22 protein-coding genes are annotated in these 21953 nt (G+C 48.0%); 15 read left to right on the forward strand and 7 right to left on the reverse strand.

Annotation, left to right across the window (positions count from 1 at the left end):
• The first annotated feature begins 59 nt into the window (after positions 1-59).
• The 8 genes from gspG to VEJY3_RS00705 are packed head-to-tail and all read left to right on the forward strand — an operon-like array spanning position 60 to position 5596.
• Positions 60-503, forward strand: a complete 444-nt coding sequence (gene gspG / locus VEJY3_RS00670) for a type II secretion system major pseudopilin GspG (RefSeq protein WP_014230536.1) — start codon at positions 60-62, stop codon at positions 501-503.
• Positions 504-535: 32 nt separating this feature from the next.
• Positions 536-1135: a prepilin-type N-terminal cleavage/methylation domain-containing protein gene (locus tag VEJY3_RS00675; RefSeq protein ID WP_014230537.1), complete on the forward strand. Its 600-nt coding sequence runs from the start codon at positions 536-538 to the stop codon at positions 1133-1135.
• Positions 1122-1511: a type II secretion system minor pseudopilin GspI gene (gene gspI, locus VEJY3_RS00680; protein WP_014230538.1), complete on the forward strand. Its 390-nt coding sequence runs from the start codon at positions 1122-1124 to the stop codon at positions 1509-1511. The genes VEJY3_RS00675 and gspI overlap by 14 nt, the downstream gene beginning before the upstream one ends.
• The gene (gene gspJ, locus VEJY3_RS00685) at positions 1498-2163 is read left to right on the forward strand and encodes a type II secretion system minor pseudopilin GspJ (RefSeq protein ID WP_041170183.1); all 666 of its coding nucleotides are present in this window, start codon (positions 1498-1500) and stop codon (positions 2161-2163) included. Before gspI ends, gspJ begins: the two co-directional genes overlap by 14 nt.
• Positions 2156-3166: a type II secretion system minor pseudopilin GspK gene (gspK, locus tag VEJY3_RS00690; protein ID WP_014230540.1), complete on the forward strand. Its 1011-nt coding sequence runs from the start codon at positions 2156-2158 to the stop codon at positions 3164-3166. The genes gspJ and gspK overlap by 8 nt, the downstream gene beginning before the upstream one ends.
• Positions 3135-4334 carry a type II secretion system protein GspL gene (gene gspL / locus VEJY3_RS00695; RefSeq protein WP_014230541.1) on the forward strand — a complete coding sequence of 400 codons (1200 nt, stop codon included), beginning with the start codon at positions 3135-3137 and terminating at the stop codon, positions 4332-4334. The genes gspK and gspL overlap by 32 nt, the downstream gene beginning before the upstream one ends.
• 7 nt (positions 4335-4341) lie before the next feature.
• Positions 4342-4833, forward strand: coding sequence for a type II secretion system protein M (locus VEJY3_RS00700; RefSeq protein WP_041170184.1), 492 nt, complete (start codon positions 4342-4344; stop codon positions 4831-4833).
• Position 4834: 1 nt separating this feature from the next.
• Positions 4835-5596 (forward strand): type II secretion system protein N, encoded by a 762-nt coding sequence (locus VEJY3_RS00705; protein ID WP_041170185.1) that lies wholly within the window; start codon positions 4835-4837, stop codon positions 5594-5596.
• Between the two features lie 284 nt (positions 5597-5880).
• Here the strand turns inward: VEJY3_RS00705 and cysQ are convergent, their stop codons facing one another.
• The 4 genes from cysQ to VEJY3_RS00725 all read right to left on the reverse strand — a co-directional run bounded on the left by cysQ (position 5881) and on the right by VEJY3_RS00725 (position 8886).
• Positions 5881-6708: a 3'(2'),5'-bisphosphate nucleotidase CysQ gene (gene cysQ / locus VEJY3_RS00710; protein ID WP_014230544.1), complete on the reverse strand. Its 828-nt coding sequence runs from the start codon at positions 6706-6708 to the stop codon at positions 5881-5883.
• A gap of 44 nt (positions 6709-6752) precedes the next feature.
• Positions 6753-7322, reverse strand: coding sequence for an ADP compounds hydrolase NudE (gene nudE / locus VEJY3_RS00715; protein ID WP_014230545.1), 570 nt, complete (start codon positions 7320-7322; stop codon positions 6753-6755).
• A gap of 160 nt (positions 7323-7482) precedes the next feature.
• A complete protein-coding gene (gene nfuA / locus VEJY3_RS00720) occupies positions 7483-8067 on the reverse strand; it encodes a Fe-S biogenesis protein NfuA (protein ID WP_014230546.1) in 585 nt (194 codons plus the stop codon).
• Positions 8068-8163: 96 nt separating this feature from the next.
• On the reverse strand, positions 8164-8886 hold the full coding sequence (locus VEJY3_RS00725) for an amidophosphoribosyltransferase (RefSeq protein ID WP_041170186.1): 723 nt from the start codon (positions 8884-8886) through the stop codon (positions 8164-8166).
• A gap of 84 nt (positions 8887-8970) precedes the next feature.
• Between VEJY3_RS00725 and bioH the strand changes: the two genes are divergently transcribed.
• Positions 8971-9738 (forward strand): pimeloyl-ACP methyl ester esterase BioH, encoded by a 768-nt coding sequence (gene bioH / locus VEJY3_RS00730; protein WP_014230548.1) that lies wholly within the window; start codon positions 8971-8973, stop codon positions 9736-9738.
• A 111-nt stretch (positions 9739-9849) separates the two neighbouring features.
• On the forward strand, positions 9850-10314 hold the full coding sequence (locus VEJY3_RS00735; protein WP_014230549.1) for a hypothetical protein: 465 nt from the start codon (positions 9850-9852) through the stop codon (positions 10312-10314).
• Positions 10315-10396: 82 nt separating this feature from the next.
• On the opposite strand, the gene VEJY3_RS00740 is transcribed toward VEJY3_RS00735, so the two are convergent.
• Positions 10397-12727: a Tex family protein gene (locus tag VEJY3_RS00740; RefSeq protein ID WP_014230550.1), complete on the reverse strand. Its 2331-nt coding sequence runs from the start codon at positions 12725-12727 to the stop codon at positions 10397-10399.
• Positions 12728-12935: 208 nt separating this feature from the next.
• Between VEJY3_RS00740 and VEJY3_RS00745 the strand changes: the two genes are divergently transcribed.
• The 5 genes from VEJY3_RS00745 to envZ all read left to right on the forward strand — a co-directional run bounded on the left by VEJY3_RS00745 (position 12936) and on the right by envZ (position 18169).
• Positions 12936-14816: a RimK/LysX family protein gene (locus VEJY3_RS00745; RefSeq protein WP_086027102.1), complete on the forward strand. Its 1881-nt coding sequence runs from the start codon at positions 12936-12938 to the stop codon at positions 14814-14816.
• Between the two features lie 128 nt (positions 14817-14944).
• Positions 14945-15448 (forward strand): transcription elongation factor GreB, encoded by a 504-nt coding sequence (gene greB, locus VEJY3_RS00750; protein ID WP_014230552.1) that lies wholly within the window; start codon positions 14945-14947, stop codon positions 15446-15448.
• A gap of 98 nt (positions 15449-15546) precedes the next feature.
• Entirely contained in the window at positions 15547-15846 is a 300-nt protein-coding gene (locus VEJY3_RS00755; RefSeq protein ID WP_014230553.1) for a DUF1090 family protein, read from the forward strand.
• Between the two features lie 183 nt (positions 15847-16029).
• Positions 16030-16749: a two-component system response regulator OmpR gene (gene ompR, locus VEJY3_RS00760; RefSeq protein ID WP_014230554.1), complete on the forward strand. Its 720-nt coding sequence runs from the start codon at positions 16030-16032 to the stop codon at positions 16747-16749.
• A gap of 127 nt (positions 16750-16876) precedes the next feature.
• Entirely contained in the window at positions 16877-18169 is a 1293-nt protein-coding gene (gene envZ, locus VEJY3_RS00765) for a two-component system sensor histidine kinase EnvZ (RefSeq protein WP_014230555.1), read from the forward strand.
• Positions 18170-18255: 86 nt separating this feature from the next.
• Here envZ and VEJY3_RS00770 read toward each other — a convergent pair whose 3' ends face one another.
• Both VEJY3_RS00770 and recG read right to left on the reverse strand, forming a co-directional pair.
• The gene (locus VEJY3_RS00770; RefSeq protein ID WP_014230556.1) at positions 18256-19644 is read right to left on the reverse strand and encodes a uracil-xanthine permease family protein; all 1389 of its coding nucleotides are present in this window, start codon (positions 19642-19644) and stop codon (positions 18256-18258) included.
• Positions 19645-19862: 218 nt separating this feature from the next.
• On the reverse strand, positions 19863-21944 hold the full coding sequence (gene recG, locus VEJY3_RS00775; protein WP_014230557.1) for an ATP-dependent DNA helicase RecG: 2082 nt from the start codon (positions 21942-21944) through the stop codon (positions 19863-19865).
• Positions 21945-21953: the final 9 nt, after the last annotated feature.

Raw genomic sequence — 21953 nt, forward strand, 5'->3', positions numbered from 1 at the left:
ATTCGGGTTAAGGGATGTCTACTAAGGGTGTTCCTTTAATCTAACTTTCGGAGAAAAAAATGAACTTTAAGCGCAGTAAACAACGTGGCTTCACACTGTTAGAAGTAATGGTGGTGGTTGTAATTTTAGGTATTTTGGCAAGTTTTGTTGTACCAAACCTACTTGGTAACAAAGAAAAGGCAGACCAACAAAAAGCGATCACAGATATTGTGGCGTTAGAAAATGCTTTGGATATGTACAAATTAGATAACAACGTTTATCCAACGACCGATCAAGGTTTGGATGCATTGGTAAACAAACCGTCAAACCCTGAGCCACGTAACTACCGTGATGGTGGCTACATTAAGCGTCTTCCTAATGACCCTTGGGGTTATGAATACCAATACCTGAGCCCTGGTGACAATGGCACGATTGATATCTTTACCTTGGGTGCGGATGGTCAAGAAGGTGGTGAAGGTCCAGCTGCAGATATCGGCAACTGGAATATGCAAGATTTCCAATAACCGTGATCGTTAAACCAGCGCCAAGGAAGCAAATGCGAAAACATCAAGCGTTTACATTAATAGAAATTCTATTGGTGCTGGTTTTATTATCTCTGACCGCTTTAGCGGTAGTTACGACATTGCCTACCAGTCAGAAAGACCTTTCAAAACAATACGCCCAAAGCTTTTTTCAGCGCTTACTACTACTCAATGAAGAGGCAGTATTGAGCGGCAAAGATTTTGGTGTTCGAGTTGACGACGTAAAATCGACCTACGCATTACTGAGCCTTGGCGAAGAGGGCTGGCAACCATTAGACATGCGACAGATACCAAGTGAAACCACGCTGGATGAAGACATCACGTTGCAACTGGACTTAGGCGGTGGTGCCTGGGATGACGATGATCGCTTGTTTGAACCCGGTTCCCTGTTTGATGAAGATATGTTTGCCGAGCAGGAGAAAAAGGTAAAGAGCAAGCCGCCACAAGTGTTTGTGTTTTCCAGTGCTGAATTGACGCCGTTTACGTTGTCTTTCTTTCCTAAAAATGGCGACGCATTGAATGATGGCTGGCGTGTGGTAGGTAAAGAGTCCGGTCAGATTTTGTTATTAGCACCGGGTGAAGAAGCAGAAGAGGATGAGAATGCGCAATTTTAAGCGAACTCACCTGAGCTTAACGGGTCGCCAAACCAGAGGCATGACCTTGTTGGAAGTGCTGGTTGCTCTGGCGATTTTTGCGACAGCGGCCATTAGCGTGATTCGCTCAGTAAGCCAACACATTAATACGGTCAGCTACTTAGAAGAAAAAATGTTTGCAGCAATGGTTGTGGATAATCAAATGGCCAATGTGATGTTAGACACCGGTGAACTCAAAGCGAAAAATGGCACTGAGGATCTCGCTGGACGCACGTGGTACTGGAAAGTTTCGCCAGTGGCTACCACGCAGCCATTGCTGAAAGCATTTGATGTAAGCGTCGCGACAGCAAAAGACGCAAGCCCAGTTGTAACGGTACGAAGCTATGTGGCGCAGTAGAGGGCACAACGTGGCTAAGCACCACAAGCAAAAAGGTTTTACACTTATCGAAGTGTTGGTGTCGATTGCGATCTTTGCCAGCTTAAGTGTTGCAGCCTATCAGGTGGTGTCGCAGATACAGCGCAGCAACCTGCTTTCTCAGGAACGCACGGCGCGTTTGAATGAGCTGCAGCGCACGATGGTAATGATGGACAATGACTTTCGTCAGATGGCCTTGCGTCGCACTCGTACCGATGGAGAGGAGGTGGCGAGCCAGCTCATCTTTTGGTCAGACTACTTATTGGACTCGGATGCCAAAGGCGTGATGTTTGTTCGCTTGGGTTGGCACAATCCGCAACAGCAGTTTCCTCGCGGTGAGGTAACGAAAGTGGGTTATCGAATTAAGGGCGAGACGCTGCAGCGCATCTGGTGGCGCTATCCGGATACACCTGTTGGACAGGAAGGGATTGTGACGCCTCTGCTGACGCAAGTCGAAGCATTCGACATTCGCTTTTATGATGGTAATCAGTGGAAAAGTGATTGGGACAGCAGTGACTCATTGCCTAAAGCCGTATCGGTGGTTCTGACGCTGAAGGACTATGGCAAAATCACGCGTACTTATCTTACGCCAGATGGCAAACTGGGTGAGTCAGAGGGGAGTGACAATGGCTAAAAGTCAGCGTGGTGTCGCTCTACTCATTGTCCTGATGTTGCTGGCGATAATGACGACGGTAGCAGCAAGCATGTCTGAGCGTCTATTTGCTCAGTTTCAACGTGGTGGTAACCAAATCAATTTCCAACAGGCTTATTGGTATAGTTTAGGCGTCGAAGCTCTGGCAAAAGTGGGTATTGAACAAAGCTATGAGGATACTGACACCATTAACCTGAGCCAGCCGTGGGCGATAAAAGATCAGGTTTATCCACTTGATTACGGTCAGGCGACCGGACGGATTGTAGATAAACAAGCGTGCTTTAACCTCAACGTGTTGAGCCGTGTACAGTCAACCAGTCAGCAAACGGTCAGACCTTACTTGGTGCAGGTCCTGCAACGCTTACTGGAAGAGTCGGAAGTGGATCCTTATCAAGCTGAAGTGATTGCAGACTCGACTTGGGAGTACGTAGACAGCGACTCTGTGGTTCGTTCGACGACTGGGGTCGAAGACAGTACTTATGAAGCGATGAGCCCGGCTTATTTGCCGCCGAACAGCTGGATGGCAGACAAAACGGAGTTACGTTCAGTCTATCAGGTGAGTGGCGACTTCTATCAAAAAATAGCGCCGTTAGTCTGCGCTTTACCAAGCGATGACTGGCGTCTGAATGTGAACACTATCGAAGCTGAACAAGCGCCAATTTTAGTCGCGATGTTCTCACCCGGTTTGAGCAACAGTGATGCGGTACAGCTGATAGAAAAGCGCCCATTCGATGGCTGGGACAATATTGAAGCGTTTTTAGCCGAGTCAGAATTAGCTGGCTTAAATGAAAATATCACGAAGGAAGCCAAAGCTTATTTAGGCGTCGATAGCGCTTTCTTCGAATTAGATGCACAAGTGCTGGTGGATGATTCACGCGTGCGTATCCGCAGCCTTTTGCAAAGTACAAACAGAGACACAGTGACGGTAGTACGCCGTCGTTTTGGAGGGATCAGTGAGCGAGTTTCTGACCGTTCGGCTGAGTAGCGAACAACAAAGTACCATTCCTTGGGTGGTGTGGTCGACAGAGCAGCAGGAAGTGATTGCCAGCGGCGAAATCGCCGGGTGGGAACATTTGGATGAGTTAGTGTCTTACGCTAACCAGCGTCCGGTGTTTGCTTTACTGGCAAGTAACGATGTCGTGCTCACTCAAGTGGATATCCCCGCAGGGGCAGAACGTCAGTTCGACACCATGCTGCCGTACTTGGTGGAAGACGAAGTGGCACAAGATGTCGACAGTCTTCACTTCACCGTATTGAGCAAGCAATCTGGGAAAGCGCACGTGTGTGCGGTTGAGCGACTGTGGCTGGAAACCGTATTGCAGCGCTTCTTGAGCCAGGGAATGACAATTAAACGTGTTTTGCCAGATGTTTTGGCATTACCAGTGAATGAGAACAGCAGCGCAGCACTTATGGGTGATCAGTGGCTGATTCGTCACTCACAAACCGAAGGCGCGGTGGTGGATGTTTCATGGTTAGACCTTTATCTCTCATCTTATCTACAAAACCATGAAGGTTGGAAACTCGACTGTTACAGCTCGGTTCCGGAGTCTGCCGTCAGTGAAGTATGGGTACCTCAGCCAGAAGAAATGACAATGGCGTTGTTAGCCAAAGGTGTGGCTGAAAGCAAAACCAACTTACTCACCGGAGCATTTAAGCCGAAATCGTCTTGGGGTAAATACTGGAAAATTTGGCAAAAAACCGCTATCGCTGCGGGTGTTTTGCTCGTGGTCTTGGTCGCCCAACAGTTGCTAATGGTACATAAGTATGAAGCTCAGGCTCAGACGTACCGCGAAGAAAGTGAACGCATTTTCCGCCAGGTTTTCCCGGGTAAAAATCGCATTCCGACCGTCAGTTACCTTAAACGCCAAATGACCGATGAAGAGCGTCGCTTGTCTGGTGGTTCTGGTGACGAAGCGATGTTGGTTTGGCTGGCCGCGCTTCCTTCTGCGCTGAGTCAGGTTGAGGATTTGGAAATTACCAGCTTCAAATATGATGGTCAGCGTGGAGAAGTAAGAATTCACGCTCGCAGCTCTGACTTTCAGCCTTTCGAACAAGCTCGAGTAAAACTTGCTGAAAAGTTTAATGTCGAGCAAGGCCAGCTTAATCGCAACGACAAAGTTGTGATGGGCAGTTTTGTATTGAAACGTTTGTGAGGTGATGATGAAGAATTTAATCTCTCAAGTTCAAACTTGGTGGAGCGGCATCTCACAACGTGAACAGCGTATGATGATGGGTTGTGGGGTTCTCGTAATTGTCGGTCTCGTTTACTGGGGCATATTACAACCGATGAGCCAGCGAGCAGATTTGGCACAGTCAAGAATACAGAGTGAAAGACAGCTTCTTGCCTGGGTGCAAGACAAAGCAGACGACATCACGGCACTGCGTAAGAGCGGTGGTGTAACCTACTCGAATCAGCCTCTTAATCAGTTGGTGTCTTCTTCAGCTCGCCGTTATAAGGTTGAGCTGATCCGCGTACAACCCCGCAACGAGAGTGTTCAGGTGTGGATCAAACCTTTAGCCTTTAACCAGTTGGTAGATTGGTTACGCTATTTGAAAGAGCAGCAAGGTATCGAGGTGGAGTTCTTAGATATTGATCGAACCGAACAGGCGGGCATGATCGAGGTGAATCGCCTGCAGTTTAAGCGAGGATAAATTGAAGCGAGTTGTACTTTATGCAGGCATCTTTATTGTCTGCTTTTCTGTGAGTTTATTAATGGGCCTGCCGGTTTCCTGGGTTGTTAAACAAAGTCCAAAGGTAAGTGGGCTCGATATTCAGGGCGTTCAGGGCACCATATGGCAAGGTCAGGCGTCTAATGTTCGTTGGCAACGACAAAACCTAGGTGAAGTTAACTGGGATTTCCAATGGTCTGCTTTGTTTACTGGTAAAGCAGAATTTGCCGTGCGCTTTGGTCGTGGCAGCGATATGGATGTGCGAGGACGTGGCCTAGTGGGCTATGGTTTGTTTGGTGATGCCTACGCAAAAGACTTAGTCGCCTCTGTTCCGGCGATAAAAGTCGTTGAGCAGGCGCGCTTGCCAGTTCCGGTTGGTGTCGATGGACAGTTGGAGCTCAATATCCACCATGCAACGTATGCTTCTCCTTGGTGTAGTGAAGGGGATGGCACTCTGGTTTGGAGTGCGAGTGGCATACAAAGTCCATTAGGGCGCTTAGATCTCGGTCCGGTCGTCGCCAATTTGAACTGTAAAGACAGCGTGCTGACCGCATCCGGTGAACAAAATAGCCCGCAAGTCTCTGCGGCGTTTTCAGCGGAGTTAATGCCGAATCAGCGTTACTCGACGACAGCATGGTTTAAACCGGGCGCTGAATTCCCTTCTGCGATGGGAGATCAGCTGCAATGGCTCGGTAAGCCAAACGCACAAGGTCAATATGAGTTTGATTACAAAGGGCGCTTTTAAATAAAAGCCTAAAACAGACAAAGAAAAGAGCTGCCAATGTGCAGCTCTTTTTGTTTTTAGATCATGGTAGGCCAAACCCTCAAATTGCTGTACGAGAAAATGCCTAACCCAAACAAAATGGAATAACTGGTTGATTTTAAAGTTATCTATGAGTTTTTGTGCAGCTTGTATAGCTTTTGGATCATAGTAGGCCAAATGCCCTAATCGCTGTACAGCAATAAAAAGAAAGGCCACGAATTAGATTCGTGGCCTTATAGAAGTTCGCTCTGCTGGAGGAGAGAAAGTTAATCTTTTCGCTGAAGAATATCATTCCAAGGTAATAATTCATCACCTAATACGATGAAGTTAGGGTTTTCCAACGTTTCGCGCTCATTGTAAGACAGAGGTTCCAATTGAGTGCTCAGGATACGACCTCCAGCCTCTTCAACAATGCATTGAGTTGCGGCCGTGTCCCATTCGCCAGTTGGTCCTAAGCGCAGGTAACAGTCCACCGCACCTTCAGCAACTAAACACGCTTTTAACGCAGCAGAGCCAAGTGGGATCAGTTCATAATTCCAGGCGCTGCTCATGCGGTTGGTGATGCGGTTGATGTCCTGACGACGGCTGATGGCAATCGCAATATTTTGACCGGGATGCTCATGTTTATGAGTGTGGATTCTCACGCTCTCCGACATGTCGGGAATTTTCCATGCCCCTTTCCCGCTGTAGGCATAATAAGTGACACCGGATACCGGACCATAAACAACACCGAGCGTCGGCTTGTTATTGTCGACTAAGGCGATAATCGTCGCGAAGTCGCCACTGCGTGCAATGAATTCTTGAGTACCATCGAGAGGGTCTACCAGCCAATAGCGTTGCCATTGAGCACGTTTTGACAGGCTGATGTCTGCGTCTTCTTCAGACAATACAGGAATATCCGGAGTCAGTTCGCTCAGGCGTTCAATGATGAACTTGTGTGCAGCGATATCAGCGCTGGTCACCGGAGTTTCATCACTTTTGGTGTATTCTTCGTATTGCTTTTTTTGATAGATATCGAGGATCAATTGCCCGGCGCTGCGGGCGATCTCAATAACTTGAGGGAGCAGGTGAGATAGATCTTTTGTCATTGGCATAGGTGATTGTCCTTACTCACAACGATGATTTGGCTCTGTTGTTGTTATTGGTTACTGTTGCGAGTGGTATTGCGTAAATGTTTCAGTGCTAACATCAATGCGGTGATGCTGCGTGCTTCACAGAAATCCATGTGCGTGATGAGCTCTTCAGCCTGTGCCAGTGGCCAGCGCACAATTTCTAATGGCTCAGGTTCGTCTCCTTCTTGTTTTTCCGGATACAACGCCTGACCTAAAAACAGGGTCATTTTGCTCGAAAAGTAAGAGGGTGCGAGGATAACTTGTTTTAAAGCGGTTAATTGATTACAGCCAAAACCGATTTCTTCTTTCAGCTCGCGGTCTGCCGCCTCATGTGGCGTTTCTCCCGCATCAATTAGACCTTTGGGAAAACCCAACTCATATCGTTCTGTACCAGCCGCGTACTCGCGTACCAACAGGAGATCGCCCTGTTCGGTAATAGGAACAACCATAACGGCATCTCGGCCACTAGGTTTCATACGCTCGTAAGTGCGATGTTCGCCATTAGAAAAGCGAAGGTCGAGGGCTTCCACTGCAAACAGCTTAGACTTTGCGACCGTCTGGCAAGAGAGAATCTCTGGTGGGGTCCTTTTCGACATAGCGCTGGCTCCTTGGTGTCGTTGGGTTTTTACGAGGTGCGTAAGATTCTTAATATATGAAAAGTCTGCCTGAGTTGCTAGCTGGAATTTATCGCTCTGGCGAATGCTAGATACAAAAACGGGAGACCTGAGTCTCCCATTTTCAATGACAGTACTTACCTTAGTAGTAAGAGTGGTCACCACGATCGTGTTCTGTAGCATCGCGAACCGCAGTTAGTTCACCAGAGAACTGGTTTAGTAACTCTTTTTCGATGCCTTCTTTTAGTGTTACGTCGACCATTGAACAGCCGTTACAGCCGCCACCAAATGCAACGATAGCAACACCTTCATCAGTGATTTCAACCAGACTTACGTGACCGCCGTGGCCAGCAAGCTGTGGGTTCACCTGAGTTTGGATAGCGTATTCAACACGCTCAACAAGCGGTGCATCATCCGACACTTTACGCATTTTAGCGTTTGGCGCTTTTAGCGTTAGTTGAGAACCCATTTTGTCTGTAACGAAGTCGATTTCAGCGTCTTCAAGGAATGGCAGGCTCAACTCATCAACGTATGCTGAAAAGCCGCTGTATGGGAGCACTGTGTCAGTTCCTTCCACCGCTTCAGGTGGGCAGTAAGACACACCACATTCAGCGTTTTGTGTACCTGGGTTTACAACGAAAATACGAATGTTAGTCCCTTCTGGCTGTTGACCGAGAAGATTAGCGAAATGCGTTTGCGCAGTTTCTGTAATAGTAATATTTGACACGACAATACCCGAGTAAATTTGTAGGTTACTGCTGCTATTCTACTCTTGTTGACGTATGGGTCTAGCTTTTTTGCTGATAAGGCATAGTGAATCGGTCTAGAGCGAAGTAGGAGCAGGTGTTCTGCAGATGCAGTAAATATCGATGCTTTCTACACCAACTTCAAGTAGTAATTGGCATAATTGTCGTACCGTACTGCCCGTTGTGACGACATCATCGACAATCGCCACGTGTTTATACATCGGCTTTTTATTGAGGATAAACGCACCTTGCAAGTTTTGCTCTCGTTGGGTTTTAGTATGGCCTCTCTGAGAGTCTGCGTATTGGATACGACGAAATACTTTAGGGTCAAAATGGCGATGCAGATGGGCTGCCAAGTGTCTGGCAAGTACATCACTTTGATTGAACCCACGCGATAAATAGCGTCGCCAGTGCAGTGGAACGCTGGTAATCAGTGTCGCTGGAGAAGAAATGCGCGCCGCGAGCAATCGCGTTAATTCTTCTACGTGCCAACTCTCGCCATGATCTTTAAAGCGCTGAACCTCGCGTGACAGAGGAAACGCATAGTCACCGAGAGTGATGAGTCGCTGCCAGGGCGGTGGTTCGGCCAAGCACTCGCCACACACCGTGTCGCTCCTTTCTGTTTCCTGCATAACCAAACCGCAATGTTGGCACCTTCTAATCGGATTAAGATACTGAAAACAATGGCTACACCAACGAAGAGCGTTAGGCGGCTGTGTTATTTTCAGTGGCAGCCTGCACAGACCACATTGGCTACCGAGCACGCGATACATGATGTTTTGCCAGTGATGAGATAACATACAACTTATTCAGGTAGAGGTTTTGCACAGACTAACGCCGGGATGTAAGCGTAAGGAATAAGTTAAGTGGGAGAGATTGAGAGCATGAGCACGAATTTACACTGGCAGTCGTTTGGTCAGGGACCAGATCTGGTGTTGCTGCATGGCTGGGGAATGAATGGTGCGGTTTGGCAACAAACAATAGAGTCGCTTCAGTCCAGTTTTCGGGTGCATGTGGTTGACCTTCCAGGATACGGCCACAGCGCTGAACATCACGGCGAAGATTTAGCTCAGATTGCTCAGATGGTGCTAAAAGACGCGCCAGAAAAAGCGGTTTGGCTGGGCTGGTCATTAGGCGGTTTGGTGGCGACTCATATTGCGCTTAACGCACCAGAGCGTGTGAGTAAACTCATCACTGTGGCGAGCTCTCCTAAATTTGCGGCAGAGAAAACATGGCGTGGCATTCAGCCTAAGGTTTTGAGTGCTTTTACAGAGCAGTTGCTGGAAGATTTTTCACTCACAATCGAGCGTTTTATGGCGCTGCAAGCAATGGGCAGCCCATCAGCGCGTAAAGACGTAAAACTGCTTAAGCAAGCAGTGCTCTCTCGCCCTCAGCCGAATCCAGACTCACTGCTGGTGGGTTTAAATATCTTAGCGGACGTTGATCTGCGCGATGCGCTTACCTCTCTGACCATGCCGATGTTACGTTTGTATGGACGACTAGACGGACTGGTACCGATTAAGGTCGCCAGCGATCTCAATGAGCAGCTGCCACACACTGAGCATGGCATCTTTAGCCAGTCCTCCCATGCGCCATTTATGACTGAACATGACGCGTTTTGTGCGCAAGTTCGAGAATTTGCTGTCCGCTAACGGTTCATGGGGCAAAAAACTCAAGTTGTTTAAAAAGTGGTCGATAAAGGTTTGAGCTAGGCTGTATTTGCTAGCGGCATAGATGAGTGGCGACTCCGAGGAGGGTTCGCAATGATTGTGTCACCGACCAACGTAAGTGTGCCATTGATCGCCCCGTCCGTGAATGTGCAAACGGAGCAAGCGGCTCGTGATAACAAAGTCCGGGAGCCTGTGACGCCAACGACAGCATTGGTTAAAACCAGCGCTGAGCGCAAAGTAAAAGGAGAGGACAAGCGGCGACGCCAGCCTGCTTGGGATCCTTCTGAGCATCCCAGTTATGAAAGGGAGCCTGAAGTTGACGCTCGTTACTCTGAAGACCCAGCCGATACGTTAGAACGGCTTTTCGGATTACTCGCACTCAAGTCGTACAGTGAAGAACAGGGTAAAGGCTATACGATACGCTTTCGCTTACCCAAGCGCATTCTGGATGCTGCGATCTATCAAGGATTGATGGAAAGGCGCAGGAAAGTGATCAAGTTTCATTATGGTCATTCGGTCGCGCCCCATACGCCGTCAGACGTGATAGCAGTATTGTAATAACTCAACACTCTACTCAAATAAAAACGCTCCAGTCAGAGCTACCTGACTGGAGCGTTTTCTTTTTTGTTTTTAACGTAATTTACTTTTTCGCCTTGGCAAAAGCCGCGGCAAAAGCGCCACCCATTGCGTTATTTCCTAATGCATTATTTGATGAGGAATTATCACGACGTGGTTGACGACGTTGCTGATCATTACGACGTGGCGCATCAGAACGCTGGCTGCGATTGTCCTGGCCCGGCTCATCGTTAAGACGCATCGACAGAGCAATACGTTTACGCTGAATATCGACTTCCATCACTTTTACTTTGACGATGTCACCTGCTTTTACCACTTCACGCGGGTCAGAGACAAAGCGATCCGTCAGTGCTGAGATGTGTACCAATCCGTCTTGATGGACACCGATATCAACGAATGCACCAAAGTTTGCGACGTTCGATACCACACCTTCCAGAATCATGCCGGGTTCCAAGTCTGCCACGGTGTTAACACCATCAGCAAAGGTCGCGGTTTTAAACTCAGGGCGAGGGTCACGGCCCGGCTTATCCAGTTCTTTGATGATATCTGTCACCGTTGGAACACCAAAGTTGTCGTCAGTGTAATCCACAGCATGCAAGCTTTTCAGGAAAGTGGTATCGCCGATAAGTGCTTTAACGTCTTTGCTGTTTTTCGCTGCGATACTTTTGACCACTGGGTAGGCTTCTGGGTGAACCGAAGAGGCATCCAGCGGGTTTTTTCCATCCATGATACGCAGGAAACCGGCACACTGTTCAAAGGCTTTTGGCCCTAAGCGAGGCACTTTTTTCAGAGTCGTACGCGCATCAAAGCGGCCGTTTTCATCACGGAAATCAACGATGTTTTGCGCGATGGTACTGGAAAGGCCAGCCACTCGAGTCAGCAGTGCGGCAGATGCAGTGTTAACGTCCACACCCACGGCGTTAACACAGTCTTCTACCACTGCATCAAGACGTTTTGCCAGCATCGATTGGCTGACATCATGCTGGTATTGACCCACACCGATCGATTTAGGATCGATTTTTACCAGCTCCGCCAGAGGATCTTGCAAACGACGTGCGATAGAAACAGCGCCACGCAGCGAAACGTCCATATTCGGGAACTCTTTCGCTGCCAGCTCTGATGCTGAGTAAACCGAAGCTCCGGCTTCACTGACCATGATTTTTTGTACTTTCAGGTTGCCGCGCTTAATGACGTCAGCGACAAAACTGTCAGTCTCGCGAGAAGCCGTACCGTTACCAATAGCGATCAAGTCAACGTTAAACTTGCGTACCAGTTGGTCCACAATCTGAGCCGATTTATCGTATTGTTTTTGCGGCGGGTGAGGGTAGATGGTCTCGGTCGTCAGTACTTTACCTGTGGAGTCGACTACTGCGATTTTTGAACCAGTACGCAGACCCGGATCGAGGCCCAGCGTGGCACGAGGGCCAGCTGGAGCCGCCATTAACAAATCTTTCAGGTTGGTGGCGAACACATCAATCGCTTCGATTTCTGCGCGCTCTTTCATCACTCCCATCAGCTCGGTTTCCATGTGCATTGACACTTTGATGCGCCATGCCCAGCTGATTACCTGTTTACGCCACGTATCTGCGGGTGCATTGCTAAGTGTCACGCCATAATGGTCTGCAATAATGGTTTCACAGTAAGCCTGACGAACGCCCTCTTCCTGTTCTGGGTCGGCATTCATTGCCAACGTAAGGAAACCCTCGTTACGGCCACGGAGCATCGCAAGGGCACGGTGAGATGGCACTTTGCTGAGTGGCTCATTGTGGCTGAAGTAATCTTTAAATTTCTCACCTTCGTTCTCTTTGCCTTCGACAACACGGGCAACGAGCTCTGCATTACGGTTCAGATGCGTACGAATCTTTTCTAGTAAGTTGGCGTCTTCGGCGATGCGCTCCATGATGATGGCACGCGCGCCATCCAGTGCCGCTTTGGTATCCGCGATACCTTTGTCTGCGTCAAGGTACTTACTTGCTTCGCTTTCTGGTTCAGTTTGCGGATGATTCCACAGGGCGTCAGCGAGTGGCTCTAAACCTGCTTCAATTGCGATTTGGCCTTTAGTACGACGCTTTGGTTTGTAAGGCAGGTAAAGATCTTCCAGACGAGTTTTACTGTCTGCCTGAGTGATTTCTGTTTCCAGTTCAGGCGTCAGCTTACCTTGATCCTGAATAGACTTCAGAATGGTTTGACGACGGTCGTCCAGTTCACGAAGGTAAGACAGGCGACTGTCCAGCGTACGCAGTTGGGTGTCATCAAGGCCACCCGTCACCTCTTTACGGTAACGTGCGATAAAAGGAACGGTGTTACCGTCATCAATCAGGGTGACAGCAGCGTTGACTTGCTCTGGGCGAACATTCAGCTCTTGAGCAATCATGCGACAGATAGCTTGGCTCATCCGTGTATTCTCTTTTTATTCAGTTGAGTTTCGTTAGGTATAAACATTGGGGTCATTCGATGAATTTGCAATGTTTTCCGCGAGCAGTGCAAAAATTTACCGGGCGCTGGTGGACATCAGTCAGGTTTGTGTCAAAACTTTAATTAAATTGAGAACTTATATCCTCGATTATCAACTAAAGTACATACCTTAGCTCATAGGGATAATCATGATGAAAAAAATGTCTTTGGCTTTGGCGCTTACCAGTGCCTTACTTGTTGCGCCATTTAGCTGGGCGCAATCTCTTTCCGCAACCACTCAAGATCCAATTTACCAACTTGATGACAAACTGGTGTTAGGCCGGGTTGAAAATGTCTATTACAGCGAGATTCCAGAGCTAAGTGACGTGCCGTTTATGGGTAAGATTGATACGGGTGCCGATACCACCTCGATGCATGCCGAGAATATTCACGTCACCAGCTCGAACCCAGAGTTCTCTAACCTGAAAGATAACGAGTTACTTTGGGCGATCATCGATGATCTGGGTGGAACCAAAGCCAAGTGGGATGATGGGACTTTCGAGCCGTATCAAGTCAAAGTGAGCTTTACCATTCAGCACCCTTACACGGGCAAACAGATCACCGTCACCGATGATCTGGAACGTATCAGTGCGATTCGCAGCCGTACCAGTACAAAACCGATATTGCGTCCAAACGTAAAAATGCCGATGACGATAGCGGGTCATACCGTTGATACCGTTGTGAACTTAACCGCACGTAAGCAGTTTTCTGCACCAATTCTGATTGGAAAAACCTATCTGAAAGATAACGCGTGGGTGTTTGCCGGATATGACTACCTGCAGCAGCAGCCCAAGGCCAAAATGATTGGTAAGCAAGAGCTTGTTTCTGTTGAAGGCGTTCCTTACAAGGTGAGTATTTCGACCAGCAGTCGCTATACCAACGCGCATGCTCTGGACATCAAAGTAGATAAGAAGGCCAAGCAAGTGTCCTTCACCTTGGAGGGCGAAAACGGTAAGCGACATCCGATGACACTGCCGCTGATTCGTATGCTTAAAACTACCAAGGGTGAGCGACCACTGGTGTATTTACCCGTGAAAGTGTCGGAAAGTGAAACTCAGCACTGGTTGGTGTATTTGCGTGATCGCAGCAATTTTAGCTCACAGCTTCGTTTAGGCAATGATGTGGTTAGCCAGCACTTTGTGGTCGATACCGATAAAGAAAACCTGCTTGGTGGTGTTGAAAAGACCTTTAAGAGTGCTCTGAAAGCCAAACCTCTGGTGATTTCTCCTGAGGAGACTCTCAATATTGATGGCTACTCCGTACCAGCCTACCCAACGTTTACCGTCAAAACACCGCTTCTTCGCGTGCATGGCTTTGAGCTGAGCGAAAAAGGCAAAGATGAAGTTGCGACCTATTACTTAACCAATGAACAGGGCAAAGAGGAAAAAATCACCAAACCCGTTGTGAAAAAGCTAAGAGTGGGCGATATGGTGCGCCCTGTGGTTGAAGGGGATTTTGTGTTTGGGAACACAGAGAAAACCATCGAATTTGCCATTGATGTGTTGGAGAACGAAGAAACTCAACCGTTTTTCGTGTTTGGCCATGATATGGCAAAAGGTGGTGTGCTGCTGAATACGCGAGCGGATCACCTCTTGGATGCCAAACCGTTATTCCGGGCTGGTCATATTGAAGTGGCTGAAGTGGAAGGCATGTTGTTCCCGGTGAAACTGGATACGGGGGCTGACGTCAGCTCAATCAGCGCTACTGATATTAAGCAATTTCAGAAAGACGGCAAAGACATGGTGAGCTTCACTTATGAAAACGATTATGGCGTGAAAAAACAGCTGACTCGTGAAGTGGTCAATGTGATGCACATTACTGCGAAGAAGGGCGAGAAAACCAACGTCAGGCCGGTGGTTAAAATGCACGTGAAACTGGGCGATCTGGAGAAGAAAATAGAGGTCAACCTTCAGGACAGAGAACGTTTTAAGTACAGTATGATTTTGGGTAAAAACTTTTTGAAGCATGGTGTGGTGGTGTCGAGTGATACCAATTACATCGTGACGAAAAAATCGGATGTCAAAAAGTAAAAACTCAGTCAATTTGTAGGCTGAACGCTAATTTCGCCCCGTGTTTTACGTACTGTGATTGGTATAATCTCAGAATTAGAGCCGGGGCATAAACCAAACGAAAATCACCCGTCTCCCAAGGAGAAAAATTGAAAACTAAGCTGATTACGCGTGAAGGCTATAACAAACTCAAACAAGAGCACGATTACCTCTGGAACGAAAAGCGACCTGAGATCACCAAGATAGTCACCTGGGCTGCCAGTTTGGGCGATCGCTCTGAAAATGCAGATTACACCTTCAATAAACGATTATTGCGTCAAATCGATCGTCGCGTTCGTTTTCTCAGAAAGTTTTTACCTGAAGTGACCATCGTGGATTACTCACCTCAGCAAGAAGGCAAGGTCTTCTTCGGAGCTTGGGTCGAGATCGAAAATGAAGCGGGTGACGTGAAGAAGTTTCGTATTGTCGGGCCGGAAGAAATCTATGGCGATGCGAAAGGCTATATCTCTATCGACTCACCCATGGCACGCGCGATGCTGAAAAAACAAGTCGATGAAGAGTTTACGGTTAGGACGCCCGATGGCGATAAAGAATGGTTCATTAACTCGATTGAGTACAACCTATCCAGCCCAGATGCGACAAACCCTAGCTAGGGTGACTGGTCGGTGAGTGAATGTTCCGACCATGTTTAACCGACATCCTCTTTATCCTGAGAAGAAAAGGCATTGAGCGCTTTTATAGGAGCACATAAATGATGAGAGCAGTGATTAGTGGCACCGTATTAACCGTAGGATGTTCATTTTCTGCGTTTTCCCAAGAAGAACTAAAAGGGTGTGATGCAAAAGAGTTTGCTGTCGAGCAGCAGCTTGAATACGCCAAAGTGCAAGGTAAAGAGCAGCATATTGAAGGCCTCGAACGTGCGTTAGCTTCGGTACAAAGTGAGTGTATTCGAGAGGAGCAACGCCAGAAATTACATGCAGAAATTGAAAAAAGTACTCAAAAGGAAAAGTTGCAAGCCAGCAGCGAAACAGAGTGGGAACTGAGCCAGTAACCTCCGTTTGATAGGCGATATTTTTGCTAATCTGAGCAATCACTTCGCTCAATATTAGCGCTGTATCTTCGAAATAATGTGTCAAAAGAGCGGCTAAGATAAAAAGAGTAACAATTTGCACAAGCACGTTTGAAAAAACAGTGATACATTTTCGACAATACATGCTTCTGAAAGGATGTTTCAATGCAGGAAAATCATAAAATTTTAGTGGTTGATGACGATGCTCGTTTACGTGCTCTATTGGAGCGTTACCTTTCTGAGCAAGGTTTTCAGGTTCGTAGCGTTGCCAATGGCGAACAAATGGATCGCTTACTGACGCGTGAAAACTTTCACTTAATGGTGCTCGATTTGATGTTGCCAGGTGAAGACGGTTTATCTATCTGTCGCCGCTTACGTAACGCGAACAACATGTTACCTATCCTGATGCTTACCGCAAAAGGGGACGAAGTTGATCGTATTGTTGGCTTAGAAGTCGGGGCAGACGATTACCTGCCAAAACCGTTTAACCCGCGTGAGTTGCTGGCTCGCATTAAAGCAGTATTACGCCGTCAAACCATCGAACTGCCGGGCGCGCCAAGCACGGAAGAAAAAGTGGTTGAGTTTGGCGAGTTCCGTTTAAACCTTGGAACGCGTGAAATGTTCCGTGGCGAAGAATCGATGCCGTTAACATCTGGTGAGTTTGCCGTACTAAAAGCCTTAGTCACCAATGCACGTGAGCCAATGTCGCGTGACAAACTGATGAATATGGCCCGTGGCCGTGAATATTCGGCAATGGAACGTTCTATTGACGTACAAATTTCTCGTCTTCGTCGCATGTTGGAAGATGATCCGAGCAAACCACGTTACATTCAGACGGTATGGGGCTTGGGCTACGTATTTGTCCCAGACGGCAAAGAAGTATAATTCGCGTAACTGCACTCCGATATTTGTCTGTACATTCCGTCCTCTTGCATCTCCTGTATGAGGGCGGAAAATCGCGATTAGGCACATTCTTTTAGCAACACTCTGTTAGGATCACCAGGAACTGTCCATGCGAATCCGAAGCTCTCTCACTCAATCTATTCTGCTGTTTATTTCTTTGCTTCTCGCTAGCCAAGTCTTCTCTTATTACGCCGTTTTCAATTATGCGTTGATGCCGAGCCTGCAGCAGTTCAATAAAATTCTCGCTCATGAGCTCAACCTGGTGCTTGATGCCGACGGAGAGCTTCAGTATGAGGCACCAATAAGGCGTCAGTTATTAGAAAGGCTGGGCGTAACGGTTCACAGTATTGATAGTGAAAGAGCGGACGAGTTTAATCATGCGATGTCGATTGAATTGATGTCGGAAGAAATGACTCAAGAACTGGATTCTCCGACTGAAGTACGTTTGATGTTGGGCGAGGAGAGTTACATCTTGTGGATGCACATCGACAAGCTGCCCAACTCGCTTATCCGTATCCCGCTTTCAGAGCTGCAAGAAGAGGATTTTGCGCCGCTATTTCGTAACAGCCTGATCATGGCATTGCTGATTATAGCTGGTGGCTGGCTCTTTATTCGTTTTCAAAACCGGCCGTTACTGGCGTTAGAAAAAGCAGCTAAGGGGGTTGGTCGTGGTGAGATACCGCCACCGATACCAGAGAAAGGCGCGTTAGAAATTCGCGCGGTGACCCGTGCTTTTAATCAGATGTCGAAAGGTATTCAGGAGCTGGAAGAAGACCGCGCCTTGTTGATGGCGGGGATCAGCCACGATTTACGAACACCGTTAACCCGAATTCGTCTCGCGACAGAAATGATGTCACCAGAGGAAAGCTATCTCGCTGAAGGCATTATCAGCGATACGGAAGAGTGTAATGAAATCATCAGCCAGTTTATGGATTACCTTAAACCGGTGAATAACCAGACGTTTGAGGCGGTGTCTCTGAACGACATAGTATGCGATGTCGCGAGCTCAGAAGGCAGTGATGAGCGGGAAATTGAGACCAAAATTGAAGCGTCCATCAAACCCGCTCTGGGTAATTCGATTGCGATAAAACGCGCAGTGACTAACTTAGTGGTCAATGCGGTTCGCTATGGCAATGGTTGGGTCAAAGTGTCGACGGGCATGACCGCAGATAACCAATTGGTTTGGGTCACAGTGGAAGACAATGGCCCCGGTATTGAACCTGATCAGGTCGGTAAGTTGTTTGAACCGTTTACGCGTGGAGATACGGCACGAGGCAGTGAAGGTACCGGACTTGGTCTGGCGATCGTTAAGCGCATTGTCAGCCAGCATTCAGGCTCGGTTGTGATGCGTAATCGTAGTGAAGGTGGCTTAATCGCCCAAATCAGCTTCCCGACTAAGTAACCCAACAGCTAAAGCATCATCGACGAGCAAAATAAAAGCCCAGCTTAGAACCTAAGTTGGGCTTTTTTATTATCCTATTGATCAGTTTAGGATTCTTTAATCTCTTCAGTTTGAGACTCTTCATCTTCCAGTTTTTCTGGCAATAACAGGTTCAAGATGATTGCAGTAATACCGCCCGCAGCAACACCCGTCGAGAAGATGCTCTTAATAAACTCTGGCATGAATTGCAGAATTTCAGGTTTCTGAGCAATACCAAGGCCCATCGAGAATGACAGCGCCATGATCAGAATCGCACGACGGTCGAGATCAACACGAGAGATAATACGCACACCTGCCGCGGCAATCGTACCAAACATCACGATGGTTGCGCCGCCAAGTACAGGCTCAGGAATCAGCTGAACAAAACTCGCTACACCGGGGAATAAACCAAGTAAAACCAGCATAGCGGAGATGAAGTAACCCACGTAACGGCTTGCGACACCAGTCAGCATGATAATGCCGTTGTTTTGGCTGAAAGTAGAGTTCGGGAAGCTGTTAAAGACTGCAGCGATCGCTGAGTTTAAACCGTCAGCCAACACGCCACCTTTGATGCGCTTCATGTAAACCGGACCTTTTACTGGCTCACCGGACACTTCAGAAGTTGCGGTAATATCGCCGATGGCTTCTAGCGCAGTAATAAAGAAAATCAGTACTAGAGGAATAAACAACGACCAGTCAAACGCTAGGCCGTATTGCATCGGGATTGGCAGCGCAACCAGGTTGGTCTCGCTTAGCTGTGAAGTGTCAACCATACCCATAAAGTAGGCCATGATATAGCCAACCAGCATCGCAATGACAATCGAAGCAACGCGAATGTACGGGTTGTTTGAGCGGTTCAAAATAACGATCAGACCCAGTACAGTGCCAGCCAGTGCCAACTTGTCCAGGCTACCGAACGTGCCGTCACCCATTGCTGCATAGCCACCGCCCATCGAGACTAATCCAACTTGAATCAATGTCAGACCTATCAGAGTTACCACAATACCTGAAACCAGCGGAGTGATGATACGGCGAGCGTGCTCAAGCACTCGAGACAGCAGAATTTCCGCGAAGGAAGCGACCAGAATCGTGCCGAAAATGGCGGCCATCATTGTGCTGATGTCTGCACCGCCCGCTTTCAATGACAAGCCGGCACCAATGATTGGGCCTAAAAAGTTAAAGCTGGTGCCTTGCACGGATAACAGGCCTGAGCCTATCGGGCCAAAGGTACGAATCTGAATAAATGACGACACACCAGAAGCAAATAGAGACATGCTGATAATCGTGTTTGTCTGATCGGCTGGTACGCCTAAGGATTGGCAAATGATCAACGAAGGGGTAATCACCGCAACGAACATCGCTAACAAGTGCTGAATGGCGGCGAAAATCGTTTGTGGCAGTGGTGGGCGATCGTTTAATTGATACACCAGTTCCGAAGATCGGTTTGAAGTTGTCATGGTTTGTCTCGCTTGTCGCAATATATATTACCCAGCGCTCGCTGAATGGGAGTACTGGGAGGAGCTGACGTTTTGATCTGTGATTGCTGTTAATCAGTGTCAACTCAGATTGGTTGGGGTAAATACCCTAATTTTGTGCGCGATTATAGAGTGATTTATTTAAAAAGCAAACGATTGCCATGAGGCGTTGATAATCAATTATTCGGACTATTTTAAGCTTAAGCTTTGGAGTAAATATCCCGTTCGCCTAGCCAACGATCGATAATCGCCGTGGCATTAGTAGGATAATTGTCGTGAATATGGCGAGCTATGCGTTGAACTTCGGGTATTAAGCGCTGATCACGAACCAAGTCCGCAATTTTAAAATCTGCCAGACCGGTTTGCTTGGTACCTAATAACTCACCAGGACCACGGATCTCCAAATCTTTCTGCGCAATGACAAAGCCGTCGTTGCTTTCACGCAGAACGCCGAGTCGCTTTTGTGCGGTTTTTGATAGTGGTGAATGATAGAGCAGAACACAATGACTGGCGACAGAGCCTCGTCCGACGCGACCTCTTAGCTGGTGGAGCTGAGCTAAACCGAGTCTCTCCGGGTTTTCGATGATCATCAGGCTTGAGTTTGGTACGTCCACGCCAACTTCTATGACTGTAGTAGCAACAAGTAGGTGCAGTTTGTTGTCTTTAAAATCCTGCATCACCGCTTGTTTTTCCGCTGGCTTCATCCGGCCATGAACCAAGCCAATTTTTACATCAGGCAACTTGCGTTGCAGTTCTTCAGCCGTATCAGCGGCTGCTTGTGCCTCCAATACCTCAGACTCATCAATCAGTGTACACACCCAGTAGGCTTGCTTACCTTCGTTGAGACAGGCATGGCGAACTCTTTCTACGATGTCGTCGCGTTTTGTATCGGGAATCGCGACGGTTTGAATCGGAGTTCGGCCCGGTGGTAATTCGTCAATTACTGAGGTTTCCAAATCGGCGTAAGCAGTCATCGCTAAGGTACGTGGGATAGGGGTTGCGGTCATGATGAGCTGATGTGGGTAAGCGCCTTGCTTGGCTCCTTTCTCACGTAACTCTAATCGCTGGTGGACGCCAAAGCGGTGCTGTTCATCAATAATAACCAGCGCCAGATGATGGAATTCAACATGTTCCTGAAACAAGGCGTGAGTACCCACTACCATTTGTGCTTCACCGCTGGCAATGCGTGCGAGCTCTGCTTCTTTGGCTTTACCCTTTAACTTACCTGCCAGCCATCCCACTTGGATTCCCATTGATTCAAACCAGTTGGCAAAGTTGATGGCATGCTGTTCGGCTAGCAGCTCAGTGGGTGCCATTAGTGCGACCTGATAACCGTGCTCAATCGCACGAACAGCGGCCAGTGCTGCCACTAATGTTTTGCCTGAGCCTACATCGCCCTGAACAAGACGCATCATCGGGTGAGGCTTCTCCAGATCGGCTTCAATCTCTTTTACCACTCGTGCCTGAGCGTTGGTTGGTGAGAACGGCAGTTGTGCCAGCAGTTGGTTCTTCAGTTTTTCACAAGGAGCAAGTGGCAGGGCAATATCTTGCTGTCCTTTACTGCGCACTGCCAACATAGAGAGGTTCTGAGCCAACAGTTCTTCCATGATCAGGCGGATTTGTGCCGGATGCTTACCTTCATCGAACTCATCTAAGTTGATCGTTGGGGGCGGTCGATGAATTGTGTGCAGCGCCTGAGACATGGTGATCTGGTGATTGTATAAGCCCGCAGGCAGTAACTCTTGCACTGCGGCTTTATCAAGTAGCGCTAACGCCTGTTCGGTCAGGTTACGCAGGGTGATTTGTCTTAGGCCATCTGTGGTTGGATAAACGGGCGTCAGTCTTTGTTCTACATCTGGCTTTTGTTCGCTGATATAGAACTTGTAATCTGGGTGGACGATTTCCAAACCCATTCCACCACGTTTTATTTCCCCGTAAGCGTGTACTAACTTACCTTGAGAAAAGTTGTTCTTCATCGCCGCGGTAAAATTGAAAAAACGCAGCGTAATAGTGCCGTTACCATCACTGATTTTTACCGTGAGCATTTTGCGTTTACCGAAAATGGTATCCACGGCCATCACCTTGCCTTGTACTGCGGCCCACAGACCGGCATGGAGCTTAGCAATAGGATAAATACGGGTACGATCTTCGTAACGAAGTGGCAGGTGAAACAGTAAATCCTGAACCGAATGCAAGCCAACTTTGGCTAGTTTTTCTGCGACTTTCGCGCCAACCCCTGAAAGGGAAGTTAATGGGACAGCAGATAGCAGTTGGGCAGACATAGAAGGCTC

Source organism: Vibrio sp. EJY3 (genome assembly GCF_000241385.1).
Taxonomy (GTDB): domain Bacteria; phylum Pseudomonadota; class Gammaproteobacteria; order Enterobacterales; family Vibrionaceae; genus Vibrio; species Vibrio natriegens.